The organism is Agrobacterium sp. S7/73, assembly GCF_019355535.1.
GTDB lineage: Bacteria > Pseudomonadota > Alphaproteobacteria > Rhizobiales > Rhizobiaceae > Agrobacterium > Agrobacterium tumefaciens.
The window spans coordinates 1648233-1670547 of sequence record NZ_CP072137.1 but is presented as its reverse complement, the minus strand read 5'-3'; the positions used below and the strand labels follow the sequence as shown (position 1 = coordinate 1670547).

Below are 22315 nucleotides of genomic sequence, written 5' to 3'. Positions count from 1 at the left end.
AAACCAGCCAGAATCCCTTTGAACTGCCCGAACGTCGCGCCTATATGGACGTCGACACTTATTCCTTGAGGCCTCAACCGGCCTTTCTCCACGCGAGGTTTCCATGACCGAAACAGCACCAGCCAAGCCCATTCCAGTCACCGTCCTGACGGGATATCTAGGCGCCGGCAAGACGACGCTTCTCAACCGTATCCTGTCCGAGAACCACGGCAAGAAATACGCTGTCATCGTCAACGAATTCGGCGAGATCGGCATCGACAACGATCTGATCGTCGAATCCGACGAAGAAATCTACGAAATGAACAATGGCTGCGTCTGCTGCACGGTGCGCGGCGACCTCATCCGCGTGGTCGAAGGCCTGATGCGCCGGCCCGGCCGCTTCGACGGCATTATTGTCGAGACCACTGGCCTTGCCGATCCCGTTCCGGTCGCCCAGACCTTCTTCATGGATGACGACGTGCGCGCCAAGACCGAGCTTGACGCCGTGGTCGCACTTGTCGATGCCAAGCACCTGCCGCTGCGCCTGAAGGACAGCCGCGAAGCCGAAGACCAGATCGCCTTTGCCGATGTCGTTATCGTCAACAAGACCGATCTCGTTTCGCCGGAAGAAGTCGCCCGCATCGAGGATATCGTGCGCGCCATCAATCCCTCTGCGCGCATCTACAAGACCACCCGTTCCGGCGTCGATCTTGCCCGCGTTCTCGACCAGGGCGCCTTCAATCTGGAACGTGCGCTCGAAAACGATCCGCACTTCCTCGAGCACGGCCACGAGGATCACGCATGCGGTCCTGATTGCGACCACCACCACCATGATCATGGGCACGATCACGGCCATGACCACCATCATCACGACCATGATCACGCGCACCACGATCATGACCACGGCCACGATCACCACCACCATGGCGCCGCCTCCCCGATCCATGACGTGACGGTGCAGTCGGTGTCGCTGCGCGGCGGCGAAATGAACCCTGAGCGCTTCTTCCCGTGGATCCAGAAGGTCACCCAGACAGACGGCCCGAACATCCTGCGCCTCAAGGGCATCATCGCATTCAAGGGCGATGCGGAACGTTACGTGGTGCAGGGCGTGCACATGATCATCGAGGGCGATCACCAGCGCCCGTGGAAGGAAGGCGAAAAGCGCGAAAGCCGCCTTGTCTTCATCGGCCGCGAACTCGACCGCGAAAAGCTGGAAAAGAGCTTTAACGCCTGCCTCGCCACGGCTTGACATCCTTGACGGGGCACCGTGTCACCCTTGGCGTTTTCGGTGCCCTTCCTCACTTTCGACGTCATCCTCGGGCTTGACCCGAGGAGCCATTGCCGCCAGCATATGGATGGTCGAGTGATCCCCGGGTATGGCCCGAGGACCGACCTTGACGCCACGGGTTGAAACCGCGCCAACGGGTCTTCCCGACCTGGTCTGCGACCGAAATCCATCAATGACAAACACATAGACGAAAGACCGATGCCCCATGCCGACTGTTGCCCCGCTTGATATCGAAGGCCACGTGGTCTCGACCCATTTTCTCGGCGACATTCCGCTGTTTGCCACCGCCGCCGGCACCATTCACCGGCTGGATGGCGGCGAGAAGGTCACTGAGGCGCATGAGGGTTTGCTGACCTGCATTCGCGATCCCTATAGCGCCACGCTGCTTTCCGGCGGCGAGGACGGGCGCGTGCTGCGAATTGGCCATGATGGCAGCATCAGCGAGCTGGCCAATGTGCCGCGCAAGTGGGTGGGCGTCGTCGCGGGCGGACCGCAGAAGGCGGTCGCTTATGGTGTCGGCAAGTCCAGCTTCGTGCGCCTCTCGGACGGCACGGTCAAGGAATTCAAGGAAGAACGCACGGTGGAGGCAATAGCCTTCGCGCCCAAGGGCCTGCGCATTGCTGTTGCACGCTATAACGGCGTCACGCTGCATTGGGTGGCGAGTGCAGGCGATCCGGTCGATCTGGAATGGAAAGGTGCCCATACCGGCGTCACCTTCTCGCCTGACGGTAAGTTCCTCGTCACCACCATGCAGGAAAACGCCCTGCATGGCTGGAAGATGGAGGCCACCAAGGGCGGCATGGAAGCCCGCCATATGCGCATGACGGGTTATCCCGCCAAGGTGAAATCCGTTTCGTGGTCGGCAAAGGGCAAGTGGCTCGCCTCATCAGGTGCCCCGGCCGCGATCGTCTGGCCGTTTTCCGGCAAGGACGGCCCGATGGGCAAGGCACCCGAAGAACTCGGCAGCCGCGCCAACATCATGGCTACCAATGTCGCTTTTCACCCGCTGGAAGATGTGCTGGCCATTGGCTTCATTGACGGCATGATCCTTGGCGTGCGGCTTGCGGATGGCAAGGAAGCCCTGCTTCGCCGCCCCGGCAAGGGCGCCATTACCGGCATGGACTGGAGCGCCACCGGCAAACTGCTCGCATTTGCCTCCGAGGCAGGCGACTGCGGCATTGTCGATATTTCGGCGTAAGGACAGCAACAGGCGCACGTCCGGTTTCGACGGATGGCTCGATACGGCTCAGTCTCCGCCCTCATTCCTGTGCTCGTCACAGGAATCTAGCCAGCCCAAGTCCTTGGGCTGCAAGGGACTGTTTTCGCCACGCAGACGCGCATCGACTGGATTCCTGTGACAAGCACAGGCATGAGGGCTGGAAGGTGTCAGCGCCAGAAAACCTCGGCATTGTCTCGCTATTCGCTGACCTGACGCCGCGTCAGGAACAGCAGCAGCAGGGCTGCCCCTGCACCAACCGAAGCAAGTCTGATCGACGTACCGAAGCTCGCATATTGCGACACAAACCCCATAAGCGGCACCGCAAACAACCCGGCAAGGAAAATGGAATTCATGTAGAGCGCGGTCGCCCGCGCGGTGCGTCCGCGCGCAAAGCCCTGCACGAAGGTGAGGCACGTTCCGGCGCAAAGCCCGTAATAGGCCCCTTCAAGTGCTGCTCCGAACAACATGGCCGGAAGGGTCTGGACCGAGGCTATGACGTTGAAGGCGACGATTGCCATCACCGCAGAGATACAAAGAAGGATGCGAGCGCTGACCCGGCGCATGATCCTTGGCGCAAGCAGGATCAGCAGAACCTCCATCGCGCATTTGACGCTGAGCGACAGGCCCGGCACGTAATCCGGCAGGCCCACCTCGCGCACCAGAAATACCGGCAGGGCCGAGGCGCACAGGGCGTGGGCGAAAGACATGCAGAAGCTGGCCGCCGCCGCCATCAACAGCGGCAGGTTGCGCCGCGTATCGTTGTCGCCCTCTTTCCGTCGTTCCATCGGGCATGTCTGGCCGCGCGGCACGAAGGCAAGGGCAAGCCCGCCCCAGATGGCCGCCATCAGCATGGCATTCATGAACACGGCCTGCGCACCGGCAAGATCGAGGATCAGATAGGCGGCGGCCGGAAGCAGCATCCATGCCAGCGACACCATTGTCCGCAGAAAGGCGTTATAGGCAGGTGCATCCAGTGCTTTTACCCGGCCATGGTAGCGACCATAACTGAAAATCAGGGTACTGGCGGCGTTGGAAAGCCCCATCCCCGTTGCCGTCACCGCCACGAGCAATGCCAAATGCCCGGAGGTCGCCGCCGCCGCTGCGATAAAAGCACCAAACACAGAGAGCAGCAGCAATGGCCGCACCCGCACACCGGCATCTACACGTTCGCCATAAGTGCGGCTGGCGATGATCGAAGCAACCATTGCCGTCACGCTGTAGAGACCAAGCGTGGCCGGCGGGTGACCAAGGACCTGTATGATGTAAAAACCGATAAATGGAACAACAGCCGCATTGGTGCCGCCGGCGATGAAGACCAGCACGGCAATCATATAGGCCTGACGATCAAAAACGCCCGGCGAGGTGTTTTTCTGTAGCATGGGGGAATCGACTGAAGATCGGCAGCGGGAAGTGGATTGATGCCACCATCACACCAAAAGGGTATGCTATTCAAGCCCGAGCGGAAGGCGATGTTTGTTTTCGTTCATCACGAAGCACGCCACCCCTGTTTCCCTGAGCACCGGGGCGTCGCAGCGCTTGCGCCGCCCTTTGTCGAAGACGGAAAAACCGTCAGAACTTCACGCCAAGGCCAACCTTGACGACATGTTCGCTGACATCGCCGGTCGAAGTGATGGGACCGGTATGGTAGGTTGCCTTGCCGAAGTCGTTGTAACGATATTCGACGCGTCCAAACAGGTTGTTGGTAAAGGCGTAGTCTACACCCGCGCCGACCGTCCAGCCGTGCAGTACCTTGCTGTCCTCACCGAATGGTGCCTTTACTTCGCTGTCCGTCGCAGTGTAGCCGGCAGCGGTGTAGATCAGCGCCCGGTCGATCGCATAACCGGCGCGCAGACGCGCGGAGCCGTTCAGGCCTGCGGAAACCTCGCTGGTGACGATGGTCTTGTCGCCCCAGGCATAACCGAGATCGCCCTCGACACCCAGAATGATGGAGGGGGCCACTTCAGCGTTATAACCAGCGAAACCGGAAAAACGGCCGCCGTCAAATTCATGCTTCGTGGTGACACCGAAAGTGGTCGACTTCACGCGGTTCCAGCCATAACCGGCGGAGGCGCCGACATAAACACCGTCCCAGGAAAAGGCAGGCGCAACATCGTTGACGACGGGTGCCACTGGAATATCGCCGACGGCGTCGGCTGCAACGGATGCGTCAGAAAGAATGCCGAGCAGGCCGAGGGCGAGAAGAGATTGTTTCAACATGCGATAGCTCCTTGAAAATACCATCCCGGCACCTGCGTGATGCGAGTTTTCGCGACCAGAAACGCAGCGTAATGACGGGGTTGACGCACCCCTAGATTGAAGAACATCGTGGTTAAAATCGCGTAAACGGCACGGACAAAAAGGCCCTTGCAGAACGTATTCCCGTTAATATTACCAATATTTATCAAATATAGATTAGAACTCACGCGGATGATCCCGAACCGTGCGTCCCGACCTATGACGACAGCGATCGCGTCACAAAACCCTCATGAGTAGTGGCCATCCCGCAGTTTTGTGTGTGCAGTCATTGGCGGCCACACAAACAAAAACAAGGGAGCCCGAAGGCCCCCTTGCAGTCATGCGATGCGCCGTTTGTTATTTCCGGAAGCACCGTGTGTCATACACACCTAGCTGGAGGACTGCTTCCGGCTTATATCCTGCGCGCATCGTTCACGCCGAAAATCCCTGTCGATTTTCGATCTGCACCATTAGTGGCGACGCTTTTTGCCGCCATCGTTCTTGTTGTCGATGACATCGACGGAAGTCTTGTTGCCGTTGAGAAGGCCATTCAGGATACCGGTCTTGTTGCCGTTCAGAATCCCGTTATTGGACAGGATACCGCTGACACCCAGATCGATGCTTGGCGACACGACGACGAGTGCGCCGCCCTTGTTGCTGTTTCCGGACAGGATACCGCCCAGCAGACCACCGGCATTGGCTTGACCAACGGAAGCGACAGTAAGAACAGCGGCTATGCAAGCAAATTTGGCAATCATTTCTCTCTCCTCTTATGTTTGATCACGCCCCATGGCGTAGTCGAACTGTATATTTAGAGGATTCTAATTCAAGCAAAGCCTAATATTACAATAAATAATTAACTTTAATACTGGTGATTTTAATCAAGTTTTACGCGATTGGCACCGGTCTATTCTTCTGGAATTTCCGTGAAATACACCATGACTTCCGGCCTCGACAATATATCGCCCCTGAAACTTTATTAACCATCCAAATATAAGATATTGCTTAATTAGAGACCGGAGATGCAAATGCGGCTGGGAGGATACATCGCGCTTGTTCTTGGGCTTGCCTGCACCTGCGGTGCGCAGGCGGGGGAAAACGCCGATGAACACAATATCACCTATAAAACCGGCATCGGCTACGACACCAATTACTTCGGCGATACCAACCGGCTGAAGGCGATTTCGCTGCGCGCGGGCTTCGGGCTTAACGGAAAGTTCGTGCTTGATGGCACGGAACTGCGTTATTCGCTCGAGCATGAGGAGGTTCGCCTCCCCCGTTACCGTTTTGCCAATGAACACAACACCATTGCCAGCCTGGGGCTGACCAGGCGTCTGTCGGAGCGGCTGGAATGGGCCGTGGAACTGCGTGGCACACGCAGCGATGCCGGCGATATCTTCCTGCATCTGCCGGAAGAAGACATCGGTTACCGGCGACTGGACCACAAGCTGGAGGCATCGACACAGCTCGGCATCCTTGCTCTTGGCGGAAAGAACACGCTGACGGCGGGTTTTGCCAGTTTGATGAAAGGCAAGGCGCGTTTTCGTCCGGCCTATTTCGAGCCCACCCGCCTGGAGGCCAATGAAGCGCTCTTGTCGCTCAAGGCCGAACATGTGCGCCCGCTGGCCGGCGGCGAGGCCGGACTGACAATTGCTTATGACCACATTGTCGTGCCGGAAAGCCAGCAGGAGAAATACGAGCGTTTTCCGGCCAGCACGTTGCGGGGATCACTTGCCTACGGTTACAAGTTCTCCGAACGCTTCGCCGTTCTGGCCGAAGGGGGCCTGACGACCATTTCCGGCGACGATATCAGCGACAAGGTGAAGCGCACCCGGCCCTATCTCAGGGCCGAAGCCGAGGTAAAAGCCACGGACCGCATCGCCTTCGGTGCTGGCTTCTCGCAGGATTACGCGCTTTTCGACCCTGATGATCCCATTGCCGAGTTCCACCGCCGCTGGCAGTTCGTGGTTAAAAGCAAGCTCACCGACAAGGTGGGGCTGGACCTGGCGCTGCAGCGTGTCCACAAGGACTGGATCTATTACAATTACGACACCAGCGAACGCAGGCTGGTGGCCACACTGTCCTTCGACACCGGCAAGAACAGCAAGCTGGAGGTGGAATTCAACCGCCTTCTGCATGGCGAGCGCGACCCCGACCTTTCCTATAGCGGATCGAGCGTCACCTCGCGTTTCACCGGCACCTTCTGAAACATAGGGCAGCCACATCACCAAAGCGCATATCAGGTCGAAATTCGGTCCCAATTTCTGCTAGAATCCAGCTCCGAGATTCGAAGGCAGGACAGACCGGATAATGAACAGACGACTTTTGCTCCTTGCGGCTGGCCTGACCTCCATTCCCGTTGCCGCCGCGGCACATCCGCATATTTTCGCCGAAGCGCGCATGGAAATCGTCGAGGGGCCGAACGGTACCATCCAGGAGGTGCGCAACATCTGGCGTTTCGACGAGATGTTCTCGGCAAGCGTGGTGATGGATTACGACAAGAACGGCGACCTGAAGCTGGACAAGAATGAGCTGGCCGAAATCGGCAACACCGTGCGTGAATCGCTTGGCGAATATTCCTATTACACCTTCATTACCGCCAACGGAAAACAGGTGGATTTCGCAAAGCCCGACACCATTCATGTGGACTACAAGGACAAGCAGATCCTGATGTTCTTTTCCGTCAAGCCAAACACGCCGCTTTCCATCAAGGGCAAGCTCAGCTTCGGCGCGTGGGACCCAACCATGTATACGGCGATCGATTTTGCGAAAGACGGCGATCTGGCGACCGTCGGCAAGGATCTCGCCGCCTGCAAGCACCATGTCGTGCGCCCCGACCCGGACGAGGTGATCTCACAAAACCAGAGTTCGCTCACCGACGCTTTCTTCAACGACCCGACCGGCACCGACATGACCAAACTCTTCGCCACCCGGCTGGAGGTGACATGCTGAGCCGAAGCGGGCGCCTTTGCGGACACCTGACCATCGCCGCACTCTGCGTGCTGGCCGTGGCAGGTGCTGCCCATGCGCAATCGCCGCTCGGCATAGGCTCGGCCGAGCCGTCCTTTGCCCCTGGCGGGCCGTTCGCGCCGCTGATGCAATGGATCAACGTGCACCAGCAGATGTTCTACCGGGCGCTGACCGGTGCCCTGAAAGCCATGCGCGAAGACAATTGGGCGATGGCATCGCTGGTTGGCCTCTCCTTTGCATACGGGGTCTTTCATGCCGCCGGTCCTGGCCACGGCAAGGCTGTCATCTCTTCCTATATGATCGCCAATGAAACGCAGCTGAAACGCGGCATTCTCATTTCCTTCATTTCAGCACTCATTCAGGGCGCAATGGCCATCGGCCTCGTTGTCGCAGCCTGGCTCGTGCTGCGCGGCACCTCCATCACCATGACGAAAGCCACGCAGGCAATGGAGATCGCCAGCTTTGCCATGGTGGCGCTGTTCGGCGCCTGGCTTCTGCTACGCAAGCTCTGGTCGCTGCGCATCCGGCGCGTACCGGTTGCAGCCTTCGCGGTTGCGGGGGAAGCAACAGCAGTCAGAACCACGGGCATGGGCACGGGCCTCAGGTTTCAGGGCAAGCCGGTTTTCGCGGACCACGCCCATAGCGGCACAGGTGATCTTTGCGTCTCCTGCGGAAAATCGCACGCGCCCGATCCGCTGCTTCTCAAAGGCAAGAATTTCAGCCTGCACGAAGCGTGGTCGGCGATCATCGCAGTTGGCCTGCGGCCATGCTCCGGTGCCATCATCGTCATGAGCTTTGCGCTCTTGAACGGGATTTTTCTCGGCGGCGTGCTTTCCGTGCTTGCCATGTCGCTGGGTACCGCCATCACCGTATCGCTGCTTGCCATCATGGCCGTCTCGGCCAAGGGGCTTGCCGTGCGCTTCGCCGGCCCCGGAAGCCGCAGGGCAGCGGGCATCAGCCACGCGATCGAGATTGCCGGTGCGCTGTTCGTGCTTTTGATGGGCCTTATGCTGCTTGGCGCGTCGCTTCAGTTCTGACTGTCGCGGCGGCGCTGGTAGCGGGCGCGCAGCCAGAACAGCAGGAAAAAGCACAGCACCACCACCGAGCCAAAAGCCGCAGCAAGAAAGGGCGAATAATCCCCCAGCCACAGCATGATTTTCGGCATCACGTAAAACACCAGCCCAAAACCAAGGATGATGCCAGCGGCTGCAAGGCCCGGCGACCAGTCTTTACGGCCAGAGCCAGCCTTCTTTTCAGGCGTGGTCATGGGCGAGCTCCGCGCGGATATCCTCAAGCTTGCGCTTCTGCGCGCCATCGGCCGTAAAATTCTCCGGCGAAAGCCAGATTTCAAACGCCTTGCCAATCAACGGCCATTCGCCGTCGATCATGGAAAACCACGCCGTATCGCGGTTGGCACCCTTGGAGATCATGTGCTGGCGGAACACACCCTCGAAGGTGAAGCCGTAACGCTTCGCAGTGATCTTGGAGGGTTCGTTTTGATTGTGGCATTTCCACTCGTAGCGGCGGTAACCCAGATCCTCGAAAACGTGTTTCGCCATCAGATAATGCGCTTCGGTCGAAAGCGGCGAGCGCTTCATCCTGGCGCCATGGGCAACCGAACCGACCTCGACCACGCCATTGGCGGGATCGGGCCGCATGTAGCTTGCCATTCCGACGACGTCACCGGTGGCATTTTCAACGAAAACCAATGTCACCCAGTTGAGTTTATCACCCGCGTTGACAAGCCAGTCACCAAAGGCTGCAGCATCGGCAAAGCCGCTTTGCGGGAAATATTTGAGAAGCGCATTGACCCCCTCACCACCAAGCGCAGTCCAGAGCCTTGCAAGATGCCTGTCGCGATCAAACGTTTCCGCCGTCACATAACGGCCCTTCAGCGTCACCGGCTGCGGCGCCGGACATCCCTTAAAATCACTCAGATCGCGCATTCTCTTCCCCGTTGTCTGGGAGAAGGATTAGGCCAAGCGGGGCTGGATGACAACCGGGAAGTGGGGTGGAGTGCGGTGGCTGTCGTGGGTCAGGCGTACCGCGTGGGTGGGTGTGGCTCGCCCCCCTCTGTCCTGCCGGACATCTCCCCCACAAGGGGGGGGAGATCGATCCGAGGTAAGGTTTAGCCCATATCAACGCTAGAGAATGAAGTGGCGGAAGAACGCCTTGCTGATCTCCCTCCTTGTGGGGGAGATGTCCGGCAGGACAGAGGGGGGTGAGCCACACGCACCAACGCGGTGAACTACACCCTCACGCCGTCATGTAAAAAACCTCAAACCTTCGCCGCCACCACCGTCGACTCGATATGATCGACCAGCGCATCGGGCAATCCCAACCGCCCGGCAAGCAGATCGAGATAACCGCGCTCAGCCCGCGTATCGGCCTCTATGGCAAGACGCGAGGCGGTGTAGATTTCCACCTTCTGCTCCTCTGTGCGGGCAGCAGCCACCAGTGCGTCGATATCCAGCGGATCGGCCAGTTCCTTTTCGAGGAACCGCTCGGCTTCCGTGTCGAGGCCGGACACCTGCACCTTATCCATGATGTTGGCGCGCTCTTTTTCGTCGATATGGCCGTCTGCCTTGGCAGCGGCAATCATCGCCTGGATGAGTTTCAGCGCAAAATCGTTGGAAAGGGCGGGGGACTGCGGATGGAAGGCGGAATCGACGGGCGGGGCGAGAAGCTCCGGCTCGGGTTTTGGAGCTACTTCAGGTGCCTGCCCGGATTTATAATTCTTGTAGGCGAGATAACCGAGACCGGCGATGGCCGCGACGCCGCCGATGGTGGCGACATTGCCGGCGAGCTTGCGGCCGGTCTTGGTGCCCAGAATGGCGGCGGCAAGCGCACCGGCCTTCATCGGATTGTTCTTGGCGATATCGGCGGCCTGCCCGGCTCTGTCACGGACGCTTCCCGAAAGGCCCGGCACCTGTGAGCCGAGGAATTGTTCAAGAAGCTTCTTGGCGTCGAACATCAAAATCTCCTGTGAGGGTAAAGTCTACACGGGAAGATAGGGAGCCATGGCACGAATACAAATGACAAACCCGCTCACGCCTTCGTGAACGGGCTTGAAGAAGTGGCAGATCAGCCGCGCAGTGCTGCGGCTTCGGCAGCGAGCCTGGTGATGCCGGCCCAGTCAGCCGTTGCCACAAGTTCGCGCGGAGCAACCCAGGAACCGCCGACACAGACGACGTTCGGCAGGGAAAGATAGTCATTGGCATTCTTCAGCGAGACGCTGCCGGTCGGGCAGAACACCGTGCCGGCGAGCGGCGAGGACAGTGCCTTGAGGTATGGCGCGCCACCGGCCTGTTCCGCCGGGAAGAACTTCAGCACCTTGTAGCCTTCGTCGCGCAGCGCCATGACTTCGCTTGCCGTGGCGGCCCCTGGAAGCAGCGGCACGTTGGAGGCGCGCGCTGCTTCCAGCACGCTTTTGTTGATTCCGGGGCTGACGATGAAGGTGGAACCGGCTTCAGCGGCCGCCTCGAAATCTTTGGCGTTGAGGATGGTGCCAGCGCCGACATGGGCGCCCTCCACTTCCGCCGCAACCGCACGGATGGCATCCAGTGCCGCCGGCGTGCGCATGGTGATCTCGATTGCCTTCAGGCCACCTGCGACCAGAGCGCGCGCGAGCGGCACGGCGGAAGCAGCATCATCCACGATCAGCACCGGCACGACCGGCTGCAGCTTGAGGATGGAGAGCAGTTTTTCGGAGTCCTGGGCCAAGATAAGCCTCCCTTGCGCGATTGAAACGATTGAAATCCGGTTTATCGATTAGCCTGCCCCGGCCTTGATGTCGAGGCATGGCAAGACCATTTTTATCCAGATACTTCAATCTATTCGCTTCTTTATGACGTCTTCATGCGATAATCTGGCGCACCGGTTTACGGAGACAGCATGGCCAAGGAAATCGAGCGGAAGTTTCTGGTTGCAGGCGATGAATGGCGTAATGAAGTGACGCGTAGCATGGCTTTCCGGCAGGCATATGTCGCGTCGCTGGAAAATCGTTCGGTCCGGGTCAGGATCGTCAACGGGCTTGACGCGACACTGACCATCAAGATCGGCGCGAGTTCGCTCGTCCGTGATGAATATGAATATTCCATTCCACTGAATGACGCGGAAGAATTGATGGCCAGCGCCCCCGGCGTGGTGATCGAGAAGATGCGCCACACGGTTGATCACGGTGGATTCACTTGGGAAGTCGATGTTTTCGAGGGTAAATACAAGGGGCTGATCGTGGCGGAGGTAGAGATGGACGACGAGAACGCCAACCCCGATCTGCCCTCCTGGCTTGGCAAGGAGGTAACGGGCGACCGTCGCTTCTCCAACCAGTCGCTCGCCATGGACTGTCCCCACGGAGACTTGGCGGATGCCCTTCAGGATTGACCCGAACAAACCGTTCGACGATGAAATCCGCCGCGCGGGACTGGAACTCATCGAAGAGGCGATAATCAGCCTTCGCGACCAGCCTTCCGGGCGCCATGAGGCGGTGCACGATGCCCGCAAGCGGTTCAAGCGGCTGCGCGCCCTCTACCGCCTCATCGCCAGGGCAGCACCCGATTTCAGCAAAGAGGAAAACGCCCGCTTTCGCGACATCGCCCGCTCGCTCGCTTTTGCACGGGAAGCGACGGCGCTGGTGGAGACGGTGGAGTATCTCGAGACTTTCGCGGCCTCCACGACGCAAGGAAAGGCGCTGCGATCGATCGCGACAGTCCTGCGCAAGCGCCGTGACCACGCCATCGAACATGAGGCAGGTCTCGACGAGGCCATTGCGGCCGCCATCGCCGGCTGCGAGGAAGCACGCAAGAGGCTGAAGGCAGTGTCGCTGCCGGACGAGCTTAAAGATGTGACAAGGCTGGTGAAAACCGGGTGGGCGAAGCAGAGGAAGAGGGCGCGTAAAGCACTTGCCGACTGCCATGAGCAGGCCGACGTCGAACATTTCCACGAATTGCGCAAGGCGGGCCAGGCCTACTGGATGCATCTCGGCCTTCTGCGCCGCCTCTGGCCATCGGCCATGCGCGCCAAGCGGGCCGACACCAAGCGGCTGGTCGACATCCTTGGCCACGAGCACGATCTTTCGGTCCTTGCAGCCTTTGCCGACCGGGAACCGGAGCGTTTCGGCAATGGCGAGCGACTGGCTCTGCTTCTCGATGCAATCATTCAGAGGCAGCAGGCGCTGCGCGGAGATGGCCTTGAGCTGGCAAACGAAGTCTTCTCCGAATCCGCCAGAACCGAAAGCCGCATCGTCGGCCTTTTATGGCGGCGGGCGGCGAAGTAGACCGGAAAGCCCGAAGAGACTGAGATTTGACGATTTTCAAAATAGCGGCAGCGGCGGATAAATATTGATTTGCGGCCGCCGCCGCTGTATTTCAGCGGCCATGACCGACACCACCATTCTCCCCCGCCCGGAAGCCGCCCCTCACCCCACTGGCGATTTTCTCGTGGCTGCGCTTTATCATTTCGCCCGCCTGCCGCGGTTTGAAAGCCTGCGCGACGAGCTCTTTCAGCTTTGCCGGGAAAACGGCGTCAAGGGCACGCTGCTTCTGGCGGCGGAAGGCATCAATGGCACCATTGCCGGGCCGGATGCGGGTGTGCGCGCCATACTTGCCTTCCTGCGTGCGCAGCCGGAATTTGCGGCGCTGGAACATAAGGAAAGCCGGGCATCGAACATGCCCTTCGTGCGCATGAAGGTGAAGCTCAAGAAAGAGATCGTCACCATGGGCGTGCCGGATATCGATCCCAACCGCATCGTCGGCACCTATGTCGATCCGCGCGACTGGAACTCGCTGATCTCCGACCCGGACACCATCGTCATCGACACCCGCAACGACTACGAGACCGCGATCGGTCTCTTCAAGGGCGCGGTGGACCCGAAGACCAAGACCTTCCGCGAGTTTCCCGACTGGGTAAAGAACAATCCCGGCCTGCACAACAAGCCGAAGATCGCCATGTATTGTACCGGCGGCATCCGCTGCGAAAAGGCGACCGCCTTCATGAAGGGACAGGGGTTCGATGAGGTCTTTCACCTCAAGGGTGGCATCCTGAAATATCTGGAAGAGGTGCCGGAAGAAGAGAGCCTGTGGGAAGGCGCCTGCTTCGTGTTTGACGAGCGCGTCTCCGTCGTCCACGGTCTTGCCGAAGGCGATCACAAACTCTGCCACGCCTGCCGCAACCCGATCACATCGCAGGTGCGCCAATCCCCGTTGTTCGAGGAAGGTGTGTCCTGCCCGAGCTGTTACGACGACCGGACAGAAGAGGACCGCCAGAGGTTCCGCGACCGGCAGCAGCAGATCGAACTGGCAAAGAAGCGCGGCGAGCGCCATCTGGGGCGCTAAAGCGGATCGGCATCCAGCCACGGCACGTCTTCACGGTGAGAAGGCTCTTACGCGATTAACGACTTGATCGCCCTAGACCCCGGATGAGGTGCGGGGTGACGGAGTGTGGATCACCCTTTTGCCCCTGCCCGAAGCGCAAACAGCGGCGCCGTCTGCTCCTCCAGCATGGCGGTAATCTCTTCAGCGGCGACGGGTTTTGAGAACAGGTAGCCCTGCAATTCGTCACAGCCACACAGATGCAGGATAGCCGCCTGTTCTTCTGTCTCGACGCCCTCCGCCGTGACAGGAATATCGAGAGATTTCGCAAGCGCCACGGTTGCCTGCAACATTTCCAGCGACCGCCCACCCTGCTCCAGGGCCATGACCAGCGACCGGTCGATCTTCATGCGGTCGAAACCGAAGCGGCGCAGATATCCGACGCTGGCGAAACCGGCTCCGAAATCGTCGAGCGCTATATGCAGGCCAAGCTGTTTCAGCTTGTCGATTGCCGCACTTGCCCGCTCCGGATTCTGGATGAAATAGCCCTCGGTCATTTCCAGCCGCAGCCTTGCGGTTGGCGTCTGCGTGGCGGCGAGAATATCCGCCACGTTGCCGGAAAAGGCCGGATTGCGGAACTGAACGGGTGAAATATTCACCGAGAGCTTGATGGAGGGCCATTGACCCGCCGTCTCGCAGGCCTTGCGCAGCACCAGCAGGCCGAGCCGCTCGATAAGGCCACTGGTTTCGGCAGCGGCGATGAAGATATCCGGCGGCACGAAGCCGTATCCCGGCCTTTGCCAGCGGGCAAGCGCCTCCACCCCGGTGATACTGCGCGTGGCGGCATTGACGACCGGCTGGTAGACCACCGATATCTCGTCATTCAGGATGGCATAACGCAGATCGGCCTCAAGCTGCAGCTTCTCCTCGCGCAGCGCGTCCATTTTCAGCTCGTAGGCGACGTAACGCCCACGCCCGTTTTCCTTGGCCTGATACATGGCCATGTCGGCGCGGCGCAGCAGTTCCTCACCGTTGATATCACCGGCTCTGGAGACGGAAGTGCCGATGCTGCAACCGATGCTCGCCACCCGCTCGCCGATGCTGAACGGCTCGGTGAACAGTTCGAGCAGCGCCTGGCAGAGCTTGCGGCCTTCCGACCACACGTCGTTGCCCTGAATGGCGATGGCGAATTCGTCGCCGCCGAGCCGCGCGAGCACGGCATCTTCCGGCACAAGCACCCTGAGCGCCGCCGCAACGCCCTTGATCAGCCGATCGCCGGCAGCGTGACCGTAGGAATCGTTGATCTCCTTGAAACCATCAAGATCGAGGTAAAGCAGCTTGATATCGGTCTTGTCGTGGCGGGCCTTGCCCACCATGCGGTTGAGCTTGGAAAACAGCCCGGCGCGGTTGCTGAGCCCGCTCAGACGATCGCGCAGCGCCTCTTCCCTCGCCGCCGCTTCGTCAGCCTTCAGCCGATCGAGCGTCGCCGAACCGATGATGAGAAGTACGAGAAAGAACGTTCCGGCAATGCCGAGTGCCGTGAAGACGACCGGCCGGGCCTCATGGAAGCTCACGTCCCCCGGCAGTTGCGAGCGCCAGACGAGCCGCGCCAGCACATCACCAAGCGGATTGACGACATCCACATGGTTGGTCGCCGGTCCGTCGCCATATTGCAGTTGCAGACCATCGATGACGTAGTTGCGGGCCAGCTTGTCTACCGTCGCCTGTTTGAGATGACGCGCGAAAATCAGATATCGCCGCTCGGACCCGACCGGCGGCAAGACCCCGGATTTGAGCCGCACCAGCGCGACCCCCGTAGCCGCGACGCCGTCGCGGGTTTTCACGAAACCGGTGACCTGCGACGCGATGCCGGGACGCATGGAGCGCACCCGTTCGATCATCTCCTTGAGGCCTTCTGCAAAATAGTCATGGGGCTTCCAGGCAACCGGCTTGCCGTTCTGGTAGGCCATGCGGACCTTGCCGTCTTCGTCGAGGACGACGGCGGTATCGAAAAGATCGCTGTTGACCGTCATCTCGCCATAATTGCTCGCCACCCAGTCGAACCTGTCGGGGGCGTAGACATAGTCGGCGGCATCGTCCCAGGCGGCGTAGTCGTTCAGCGTCGCGCCAAGCTGGTCGCGGAAGGTGACAAGGGCGCCCGCCGTTGTCTCTCGCGAGCGGGCATTGTCGAGCGAGTTCGCCCTTTCCCTGACCTGGCTCAGAGCAGACAAGACCAGCGCGGTGACAATGAGAAGCACCAGCGCAAATGTGGACAATACGACGCCGACGGCGGTTCTACGCCCGACCGGCAAATATTCCCCAATGTTTCGCGGCGCAATCCGCATAAAATCCCCTTCGAAAGCATCATCTTGCGAAGGAAACATTCAAAAGCCGTTAAGTTGGATTGTGGCGACGCCACAAAAAACAACGGGTATAAAACGACAGTATGGGTGAAATAGAGAAAAATTCTCCCCACAATGGTGGGGGATTTTCATAAAAACTGCGGATGCGTTCGCCCCGCAAACAAAAAACCTCCCCCGCGAACGGGAGAGGCTGCAACTTCAATCGTGTCAGGCCTGATTACCAGGACGGAATGACCGTGCCGTTGAACTTCTCCAGAATGAAGGCCTTCACTTCCGGGCTGTGGTAGGATTCCACCAGCGTCTTCACCCACGGCTTGTCCTTGTCCTGCGCACGAACGGCGATGACGTTTGCGTAAGGGGACTTTTCGCTTTCGATGGCGATGGCGTCCTTCTTGGGGTTCAGGCCTGCTGCCGTAGCATAATTGGTGTTGATGACCGACGCGTCGGTGTCATCCAGCGAGCGCGGCAACTGCGCAGCGTCAAGTTCGACGATCTGGATGTTCTTCGGGTTTTCGGTGATGTCGGCAGGCGTTACCTTCAGACCGGCTTCTTCCTTGACCTTGAGCACACCCTTGGAAGCGAGAACGAGAAGCGCACGGCCGCCATTGGTCGGGTCGTTCGGAATACCGACCGTCGCGCCGTCCTTCAGCTCGTCAAGGCTCTTCACCTTCTTCGAATAAACGCCCATCGGCGTGGTGATGGTGGTGCCGACGCTGACGAGATCGAACTTGCGGTCAGCGATCTGGTTGTCGAGGTAAGGCTGGTGCTGGAAGGAGTTGGCCTGAAGCTCACCGTCTGCCAGTGCCTGGTTCGGCACGACGTAGTCCGAGAACTCGACGATATCGATGTCCAGTCCCTTGGCGGCGGCGATCTTCTTGACCTGTTCCATGATCTGCGCGTGCTCGGCAGGTGTAACACCAATCTTGATGGTTTCGGCAAGCGCCTGACCGGCGGTAAAGAGAGCGGCGAGCGAAGCCGCGAGGATGATTTTCTTCATGGATGTCTCCTTGGGTTTGTTGTTCTTGGGTTTGTTGTTCGTGAACGGTTTTATCAGTTCTTGCGGGTGCGCTTGTCGAAGCTGCGGGCAAGCCGGTCGCCGGCGCTCTGCACGAGCTGCACGAGCACGATCAGCACCAGCACCACGACCAGCATCACGTCAGGCATGAAGCGCTGGTAGCCGTAGCGAATGCCGAGATCACCCAACCCGCCGCCGCCGACAGCACCGACCATGGCCGAATAACCGATGAGGCTGACGAGCGTGAGGGTAAGCGCCAGCGTGATGCCCGGCTTTGCTTCCGCAAGCAGGACCTTGGTGACGATCTGCAACGGTGTTGCGCCCATGGCGCGGGCCGCTTCGATCAGGCCCTTGTCGACTTCGCGGATCGCCGCTTCCACCAGCCGCGCGATGAAAGGCACGGTGGCAACCGTCAGCGGCACGATGGCCGCACTGGTGCCGATGGAAGTGCCGGCGACCAGCCGCGTGAAGGGAATGATCGCCACCACCAGAATGATGAAGGGCGTGGAGCGCGCCGCATTGACGACAAGGCCGAGGATGCGGTTCGTCATCGGCGCGGGGAAGAGTTCGCCTTTGCCGCTGGTGGCAAGGAAAACGCCCATCGGCACACCGATGATGGAGCCGACGATGCCGGCGACCGCGACCATGTGCAGCGTTTGCAGAAGACCCTTCGACAGAAGGTTGAAAAGCATATCAGGCGACATAACCCAGCACCTCCGTGTGAAGACCGGTCTCAGTATAAAAGCGGCCGGCGCGGGCGGTGATTTCCGCCGTGGCCGGATAGGACACAACCAGCGAGCCGAATGGTTCGCCGGAAATTTCCTCGATGGTGCCGGCAAGGATGTTCACGTCAGGGCCTATTTCCGCAACAAGACGCGCGGTCAGCGGCTGGAATGCCGTTTCGCCGAAGAACACCAGCCGCACGAGAACGCGGTCACCCTCCGCGGCTTCCGGCTTCAACCCTGATGTAACCCAGTGCGGCAGCTTAACCCCGACCGAGGACGACAGCAGGCTGCGGGTCGTCTCGTGTTTCGGCGCGGTGAAAATATCGAAGGTGCGCCCCTCCTCCACGATCAGGCCCCTGTCGATGACGGCGACCTGCGAGGCGATGGTCTTCACCACCTCCATCTCGTGGGTGATGAGCAGCACTGTCAGCCCAAGTTCGGCATTGATCCGCTTCAGGAGTTCAAGGATGGACTGGGTCGTCTCCGGATCGAGCGCGGACGTCGCCTCGTCCGACAACAGCAGCTTGGGTTGCGTCGCAAGCGCGCGGGCGATGCCGACACGCTGCTTCTGCCCACCCGACAGTTCCGCCGGATAACGCTTCGCCTTGTCGGAAAGGCCGACGAGTTCGAGCAGCGGCGTTACCCGCGTTTCGATCTCTTTTTTACCGAGACCGGCAATTTCTAGCGGCAGCGCCACATTGTCGAAAGCGGTGCGCGACGACAGGAGATTGAAGTGCTGGAAGATCATGCCGACGGAACGGCGAAGGGTCCTCAGACTCTTCTCATCAAGGGCGGCAACATCGACGCCGTCGACGACCACCCGGCCGGACGACGGTTTTTCAAGGCCGTTGGCGAGGCGGATGAGGGTGGATTTGCCGGCACCAGAGCGGCCGATGATGCCGGTGATGGAACCCTTCGGCACGACATAATCAATGCCGGCGAGGGCTGCGAAGCCCGGCTTGCCATCGCTGCCGCCAAAGGTCTTGGTCACGCCTTCAAACGTGACCATCGCGTCCTTGGCAGTCTGCGGTGCGCGCGCGAGCGATGTCGCGTTGGATGAAAAACTCATTGGGAACTCTGCGAAAACTCTTGACGGATCGGGTCTCAAAAAATCCTGTTGCGGTGCTGAACCGCTCTCTTCATGCAGCCTTCCGGCACATTCGATGACAGCTGATTTTCCGGGTCATTTCGTCAGGCTTTCACTCAGAAATGCCGGGGATCGGCAATTCGATGGCGCATACTTGCCCGCAGGCGCCATCTTTTAACAGGGATGATTTTTCAATTATCTGAAATCAGAGAAAAAATCTACCGCAAAGCCGTCTGTGCGGCCCTGCGGCAGTCAAGACTTCGCGAGTGCGTGGAAATCAGACGCGGCTGACGAATTCCTCAAGCGGGCGGCGGACCTTCTTCAGGTTCACCAGCCAGTCGCCTTCCGGCTCGCGGTATCCGAGCGGCAGGATGGTAACGGAGCGCAGGCCCTTTTCACGCAGGCCGAGGATTTCATCCAGCTTGGCCGGATCGAAACCTTCCATCGGTGTGGAATCCACACCCTCGAAAGCAGCCTGCGCCACCGCCATGCCGAAACCAATATAGGCCTGACGGGCTGCGTGTTCGAAATTCACCTGCTCATCACGCTGCGGATAGGAGGAGAGAAGCTTCTGACGATACGCTTCCCAGCCCTCGTTCTTGACGCCACGCTCTTCGTTGACCAAGTCGAACATATGGTTGATCCGCTCTTGCGTGTAGTTATCCCACGCCGCAAACACCAGAAGATGCGAACCTTCAGTCACCTGCGCCTGGTTCCAGGCGATCTCGCGGATCTTTGCGCGCACTTCCGGATCGGTAACGACGATGACTTCGAACGGCTGCAACCCGCTGGAAGTGGGCGCCAGCCGGGCGGCTTCGACGATGCGCTCGACCTTGTCTTCCGCAACAGTCTTGGAAGGATCCATTTTCTTGGTGGCATAACGCCAGTTGAGTTTTTCGATAAGCATGTTCGTTTTCCCTGGGAGGACCAGCCCGCACCGCTCCGGATGAGGCAGCAGCAGGCGCTACGTCTGCGTAGCCTGCCTGACATAGGAGACAGGATGGCAGGCGCAAGCAGGCACCGCCGGGTAACTGGCAAAAAAGTTTGGAAAACTGATAGTAAGGTGGAAGAACTTTATTGGGGAGAGCGATCGCGTGCTTTCCTGGTGAGGAATACGGCAGGTAAAGTTCACACACGAGCCAGCCTCTCCACCCTCATTCCTGTACTTGTCACATGAATCCAGCCGACACGCGTCTGCGTGGCGCAAATACTCATTCTAGCCCAAGGACTTGGGGCGGCTGGATCCCTGTGACAAGCACAGGGATGAGGGAGAAAGCCTCACCCCTTCATCACACCGTGGTTCCCCTTCGGAAAACCCGATGCCAGCGCGCTGTACCATTTGCCGCTGTTCTTCAACGTACGAACCTGCGTTTCGTAATCCACGTGAACGAGGCCAAAGCGCATGCGGTACCCTTCCGCCCATTCGAAATTGTCCATCAGGCTCCAGGCGAAGTAACCCCGCATGGGGTAACCGTCCTTCACCAGATCAGCAACGATACCAAGATGTTCGGCGTAATAGTCAAGACGGGGTTGATCATCCACCTCGCCGTTTTCGACGCCCATATTGTAGCAGGCGCCATTTTCGGTGATGTAGCAATCGGGCAGCTCGTAGCGCTCGTAGAGCGTCTCCACCAGGGAATGCAGCGCCGGCGCATAGACTTCCCAGCCGATATCGGTTTTGACATCGCTGACGGCCGGGGCTGGTTTGGTGGCAGGGAATTCCGCACCTTCGGTAGCGTCGTCGGCAACGCGCATCGGTGTATAATAATTCAGGCCCCACCAGTCGAGCTTCTGGCTGATGATGGACAGGTCTTCCGCCTCCACCACCGGCATGCGGCTGCCCAGGGCCTCCATCATTTCGGCCGGATATTCGCCCTTGAAGACCGGATCGAAAAACGCGCCGTTGTGGAACTGGAATGCCCGTTCAGCTGCCTTCATGTCGGCGTCGCTATCGGAGGCCGGGATGACGGAATGGGCGTTCAGCACCAGTCCGACCGGCACCTTGGGCGCAACATGGCGGGACGCCTCGACGCCAAAACCATGGGCAAGGTTGATGTGGTGCATGGCCGCAAGGGCTGCTTCCATGTTGCGCTCGCCCGGCGCATGAATGCCATAGAGATGGCTGAGCCAGACCGCACACCAGGGTTCATTGAAGGTCGCCACCGCATCCAGCCGGTCGCCAAGCCGTGCCATGACGGTCTTGGCGTAACGCTGGAAGGCATGGGCGGTGGAACGCGAGGCCCAGCCGCCGTCGCCCATCAGTGTCAGCGGCAGGTCCCAATGGTAAAGCGTCGCATAGGTCTTGATGCCGCGCGCCTTGCAGCCATCGACGAGGCGGTCGTAGAAATCCAGCCCCTTCTCGTTGATCGGACCGAATCCATCGGGAATGATGCGCGGCCAGGCAATGGAGAAACGATAGGCCTCGACACCCATTTCCTTGATGAGATCGAGATCATCCTCCCAGCGATTATAGTGATCGCAGGCAACGTCGCCATTGTGGCGCCCGAAGACATGTCCCGGCATGTTGCAGAAGGCATCCCAGATGGATGGCTTGCGGCCGTCAACCTTGGTGGCACCCTCGATCTGGAAGGAGGCGGTCGCCACGCCGAACAGGAAATCGCCGGGGAAACGGGCTGCAAGCGCTTTGTGATCGGTCATCGGATAGGCCCTTTCGTCATCCATCGAGCGTCAAAAGATGGAGAGCGGTTTAGACCAAGTCAGCAATGAGATACAGCCGCAGGCACGCAAAATCTGCAACGTTTCAGCAGCGCGGTTAAGATATCCAAAGCGCTTTAGGTACACGAGAGTCGCCGCAACGGTTTCCCGGCGGCGGGAGAAACGACAGCCCGGCAAATGCGGATGGGAGTTGAGTGTGGTGGAAAGTCTTGCATCTGCCGGGCCGCGCCTTGTTGACCGGAATGCCGGTCGATCTGTGACAGCCTTTTCACGACACCTACCGGATCGGCCCTTCCCGCTGCTGGCAATTGCGGGACGCCTTTCCGGAACGCGGTTTGCCAGAACCACGCTTGTCGATGCCGGCAGCCGGTCCGCGAAAGGCGCCGCGCGTATCGCCCTTCCGTTCCGGTTGCAGGGGAATGATGCTGCAAAACGGACGGGTGGGGACAT

The 22315-nt window shown here is 59.6% G+C and carries 21 protein-coding genes; 8 read left to right on the top strand and 13 right to left on the bottom strand.

Annotated elements, in window-relative coordinates; translation table 11 throughout:
• The first annotated feature begins 103 nt into the window (after positions 1–103).
• A complete protein-coding gene (locus tag J5276_RS22595; RefSeq protein ID WP_004430957.1) occupies positions 104–1228 on the top strand; it encodes a GTP-binding protein in 1125 nt (374 codons plus the stop codon).
• A 244-nt stretch (positions 1229–1472) separates the two neighbouring features.
• A complete protein-coding gene (locus J5276_RS22590) occupies positions 1473–2465 on the top strand; it encodes a WD40 repeat domain-containing protein (RefSeq protein WP_025595037.1) in 993 nt (330 codons plus the stop codon).
• A 218-nt stretch (positions 2466–2683) separates the two neighbouring features.
• Here J5276_RS22590 and J5276_RS22585 read toward each other — a convergent pair whose 3' ends face one another.
• From J5276_RS22585 to J5276_RS22575, 3 genes are all read right to left on the bottom strand, one after another.
• Positions 2684–3865 carry an MFS transporter gene (locus J5276_RS22585; protein ID WP_065663296.1) on the bottom strand — a complete coding sequence of 394 codons (1182 nt, stop codon included), beginning with the start codon at positions 3863–3865 and terminating at the stop codon, positions 2684–2686.
• A gap of 190 nt (positions 3866–4055) precedes the next feature.
• Positions 4056–4703, bottom strand: a complete 648-nt coding sequence (locus tag J5276_RS22580) for an outer membrane protein (protein ID WP_174012328.1) — start codon at positions 4701–4703, stop codon at positions 4056–4058.
• Positions 4704–5191: 488 nt separating this feature from the next.
• Entirely contained in the window at positions 5192–5479 is a 288-nt protein-coding gene (locus tag J5276_RS22575) for a hypothetical protein (protein WP_004430950.1), read from the bottom strand.
• A 270-nt stretch (positions 5480–5749) separates the two neighbouring features.
• On the opposite strand from J5276_RS22575, the gene J5276_RS22570 reads away from it, so the two are divergent.
• The 3 genes from J5276_RS22570 to J5276_RS22560 all read left to right on the top strand — a co-directional run bounded on the left by J5276_RS22570 (position 5750) and on the right by J5276_RS22560 (position 8728).
• On the top strand, positions 5750–6928 hold the full coding sequence (locus J5276_RS22570; RefSeq protein WP_174012326.1) for a hypothetical protein: 1179 nt from the start codon (positions 5750–5752) through the stop codon (positions 6926–6928).
• A gap of 103 nt (positions 6929–7031) precedes the next feature.
• Positions 7032–7673 (top strand): DUF1007 family protein, encoded by a 642-nt coding sequence (locus J5276_RS22565; protein WP_004430943.1) that lies wholly within the window; start codon positions 7032–7034, stop codon positions 7671–7673.
• On the top strand, positions 7667–8728 hold the full coding sequence (locus tag J5276_RS22560) for a nickel/cobalt transporter (RefSeq protein ID WP_019566971.1): 1062 nt from the start codon (positions 7667–7669) through the stop codon (positions 8726–8728). Before J5276_RS22565 ends, J5276_RS22560 begins: the two co-directional genes overlap by 7 nt.
• On the opposite strand, the gene J5276_RS22555 is transcribed toward J5276_RS22560, so the two are convergent.
• From J5276_RS22555 to J5276_RS22540, 4 genes are all read right to left on the bottom strand, one after another.
• A complete protein-coding gene (locus tag J5276_RS22555; protein WP_003516247.1) occupies positions 8719–8958 on the bottom strand; it encodes a hypothetical protein in 240 nt (79 codons plus the stop codon). The genes J5276_RS22560 and J5276_RS22555 overlap by 10 nt on opposite strands.
• Entirely contained in the window at positions 8945–9637 is a 693-nt protein-coding gene (locus J5276_RS22550; RefSeq protein ID WP_019566970.1) for a GNAT family N-acetyltransferase, read from the bottom strand. The genes J5276_RS22555 and J5276_RS22550 overlap by 14 nt, the downstream gene beginning before the upstream one ends.
• A 332-nt stretch (positions 9638–9969) precedes the next feature.
• Positions 9970–10665, bottom strand: coding sequence for a tellurite resistance TerB family protein (locus tag J5276_RS22545; protein ID WP_111789865.1), 696 nt, complete (start codon positions 10663–10665; stop codon positions 9970–9972).
• A gap of 110 nt (positions 10666–10775) precedes the next feature.
• Positions 10776–11414, bottom strand: a complete 639-nt coding sequence (locus J5276_RS22540; RefSeq protein ID WP_003516242.1) for a 2-dehydro-3-deoxy-phosphogluconate aldolase — start codon at positions 11412–11414, stop codon at positions 10776–10778.
• 171 nt (positions 11415–11585) lie between these two features.
• Between J5276_RS22540 and J5276_RS22535 the strand changes: the two genes are divergently transcribed.
• The 3 genes from J5276_RS22535 (at position 11586) to J5276_RS22525 (ending at position 14023) form a co-directional block, all read left to right on the top strand.
• Entirely contained in the window at positions 11586–12074 is a 489-nt protein-coding gene (locus J5276_RS22535) for a CYTH domain-containing protein (RefSeq protein WP_003516240.1), read from the top strand.
• A complete protein-coding gene (locus tag J5276_RS22530) occupies positions 12058–12966 on the top strand; it encodes a CHAD domain-containing protein (protein WP_111789864.1) in 909 nt (302 codons plus the stop codon). The genes J5276_RS22535 and J5276_RS22530 overlap by 17 nt, the downstream gene beginning before the upstream one ends.
• A gap of 100 nt (positions 12967–13066) precedes the next feature.
• Positions 13067–14023: a rhodanese-related sulfurtransferase gene (locus J5276_RS22525; RefSeq protein WP_174012324.1), complete on the top strand. Its 957-nt coding sequence runs from the start codon at positions 13067–13069 to the stop codon at positions 14021–14023.
• A 110-nt stretch (positions 14024–14133) separates the two neighbouring features.
• Here J5276_RS22525 and J5276_RS22520 read toward each other — a convergent pair whose 3' ends face one another.
• The 6 genes from J5276_RS22520 to J5276_RS22495 all read right to left on the bottom strand — a co-directional run bounded on the left by J5276_RS22520 (position 14134) and on the right by J5276_RS22495 (position 21847).
• Positions 14134–16383 carry an EAL domain-containing protein gene (locus tag J5276_RS22520; RefSeq protein WP_003516234.1) on the bottom strand — a complete coding sequence of 750 codons (2250 nt, stop codon included), beginning with the start codon at positions 16381–16383 and terminating at the stop codon, positions 14134–14136.
• 196 nt (positions 16384–16579) lie between these two features.
• Positions 16580–17359 carry a MetQ/NlpA family ABC transporter substrate-binding protein gene (locus tag J5276_RS22515; protein WP_003516232.1) on the bottom strand — a complete coding sequence of 260 codons (780 nt, stop codon included), beginning with the start codon at positions 17357–17359 and terminating at the stop codon, positions 16580–16582.
• 53 nt (positions 17360–17412) lie between these two features.
• Complete coding sequence (locus tag J5276_RS22510; protein ID WP_003516230.1) at positions 17413–18081, bottom strand: methionine ABC transporter permease; 669 nt, start codon at positions 18079–18081, stop codon at positions 17413–17415.
• Positions 18071–19171, bottom strand: coding sequence for a methionine ABC transporter ATP-binding protein (locus J5276_RS22505; protein WP_013762329.1), 1101 nt, complete (start codon positions 19169–19171; stop codon positions 18071–18073). The genes J5276_RS22510 and J5276_RS22505 overlap by 11 nt, the downstream gene beginning before the upstream one ends.
• Before the next feature lie 295 nt (positions 19172–19466).
• On the bottom strand, positions 19467–20096 hold the full coding sequence (locus J5276_RS22500; RefSeq protein WP_003516226.1) for an NAD(P)H-dependent oxidoreductase: 630 nt from the start codon (positions 20094–20096) through the stop codon (positions 19467–19469).
• Positions 20097–20467: 371 nt separating this feature from the next.
• Positions 20468–21847, bottom strand: coding sequence for a GH1 family beta-glucosidase (locus J5276_RS22495; RefSeq protein ID WP_113473458.1), 1380 nt, complete (start codon positions 21845–21847; stop codon positions 20468–20470).
• Positions 21848–22315: the final 468 nt, after the last annotated feature.

Coding starts and splice junctions, on each gene's coding strand:
- J5276_RS22585 (WP_065663296.1), bottom strand. CDS start 3,865: ATGCTACAGAAAAACACCTCGCCGGGCGTTTTTGATCGTCAGGCCTAT.
- J5276_RS22555 (WP_003516247.1), bottom strand. CDS start 8,958: ATGACCACGCCTGAAAAGAAGGCTGGCTCTGGCCGTAAAGACTGGTCG.
- J5276_RS22545 (WP_111789865.1), bottom strand. CDS start 10,665: ATGTTCGACGCCAAGAAGCTTCTTGAACAATTCCTCGGCTCACAGGTG.
- J5276_RS22525 (WP_174012324.1), top strand. CDS start 13,067: ATGACCGACACCACCATTCTCCCCCGCCCGGAAGCCGCCCCTCACCCC.
- J5276_RS22495 (WP_113473458.1), bottom strand. CDS start 21,847: ATGACCGATCACAAAGCGCTTGCAGCCCGTTTCCCCGGCGATTTCCTG.
- J5276_RS22595 (WP_004430957.1), top strand. CDS start 104: ATGACCGAAACAGCACCAGCCAAGCCCATTCCAGTCACCGTCCTGACG.
- J5276_RS22575 (WP_004430950.1), bottom strand. CDS start 5,479: ATGATTGCCAAATTTGCTTGCATAGCCGCTGTTCTTACTGTCGCTTCC.
- J5276_RS22510 (WP_003516230.1), bottom strand. CDS start 18,081: ATGTCGCCTGATATGCTTTTCAACCTTCTGTCGAAGGGTCTTCTGCAA.
- J5276_RS22515 (WP_003516232.1), bottom strand. CDS start 17,359: ATGAAGAAAATCATCCTCGCGGCTTCGCTCGCCGCTCTCTTTACCGCC.
- J5276_RS22565 (WP_004430943.1), top strand. CDS start 7,032: ATGAACAGACGACTTTTGCTCCTTGCGGCTGGCCTGACCTCCATTCCC.
- J5276_RS22535 (WP_003516240.1), top strand. CDS start 11,586: ATGGCCAAGGAAATCGAGCGGAAGTTTCTGGTTGCAGGCGATGAATGG.
- J5276_RS22570 (WP_174012326.1), top strand. CDS start 5,750: ATGCGGCTGGGAGGATACATCGCGCTTGTTCTTGGGCTTGCCTGCACC.
- J5276_RS22520 (WP_003516234.1), bottom strand. CDS start 16,383: ATGTTTCCTTCGCAAGATGATGCTTTCGAAGGGGATTTTATGCGGATT.
- J5276_RS22560 (WP_019566971.1), top strand. CDS start 7,667: ATGCTGAGCCGAAGCGGGCGCCTTTGCGGACACCTGACCATCGCCGCA.
- J5276_RS22590 (WP_025595037.1), top strand. CDS start 1,473: ATGCCGACTGTTGCCCCGCTTGATATCGAAGGCCACGTGGTCTCGACC.
- J5276_RS22530 (WP_111789864.1), top strand. CDS start 12,058: ATGCCCTTCAGGATTGACCCGAACAAACCGTTCGACGATGAAATCCGC.
- J5276_RS22505 (WP_013762329.1), bottom strand. CDS start 19,171: ATGAGTTTTTCATCCAACGCGACATCGCTCGCGCGCGCACCGCAGACT.
- J5276_RS22550 (WP_019566970.1), bottom strand. CDS start 9,637: ATGCGCGATCTGAGTGATTTTAAGGGATGTCCGGCGCCGCAGCCGGTG.
- J5276_RS22580 (WP_174012328.1), bottom strand. CDS start 4,703: ATGTTGAAACAATCTCTTCTCGCCCTCGGCCTGCTCGGCATTCTTTCT.
- J5276_RS22500 (WP_003516226.1), bottom strand. CDS start 20,096: ATGCTTATCGAAAAACTCAACTGGCGTTATGCCACCAAGAAAATGGAT.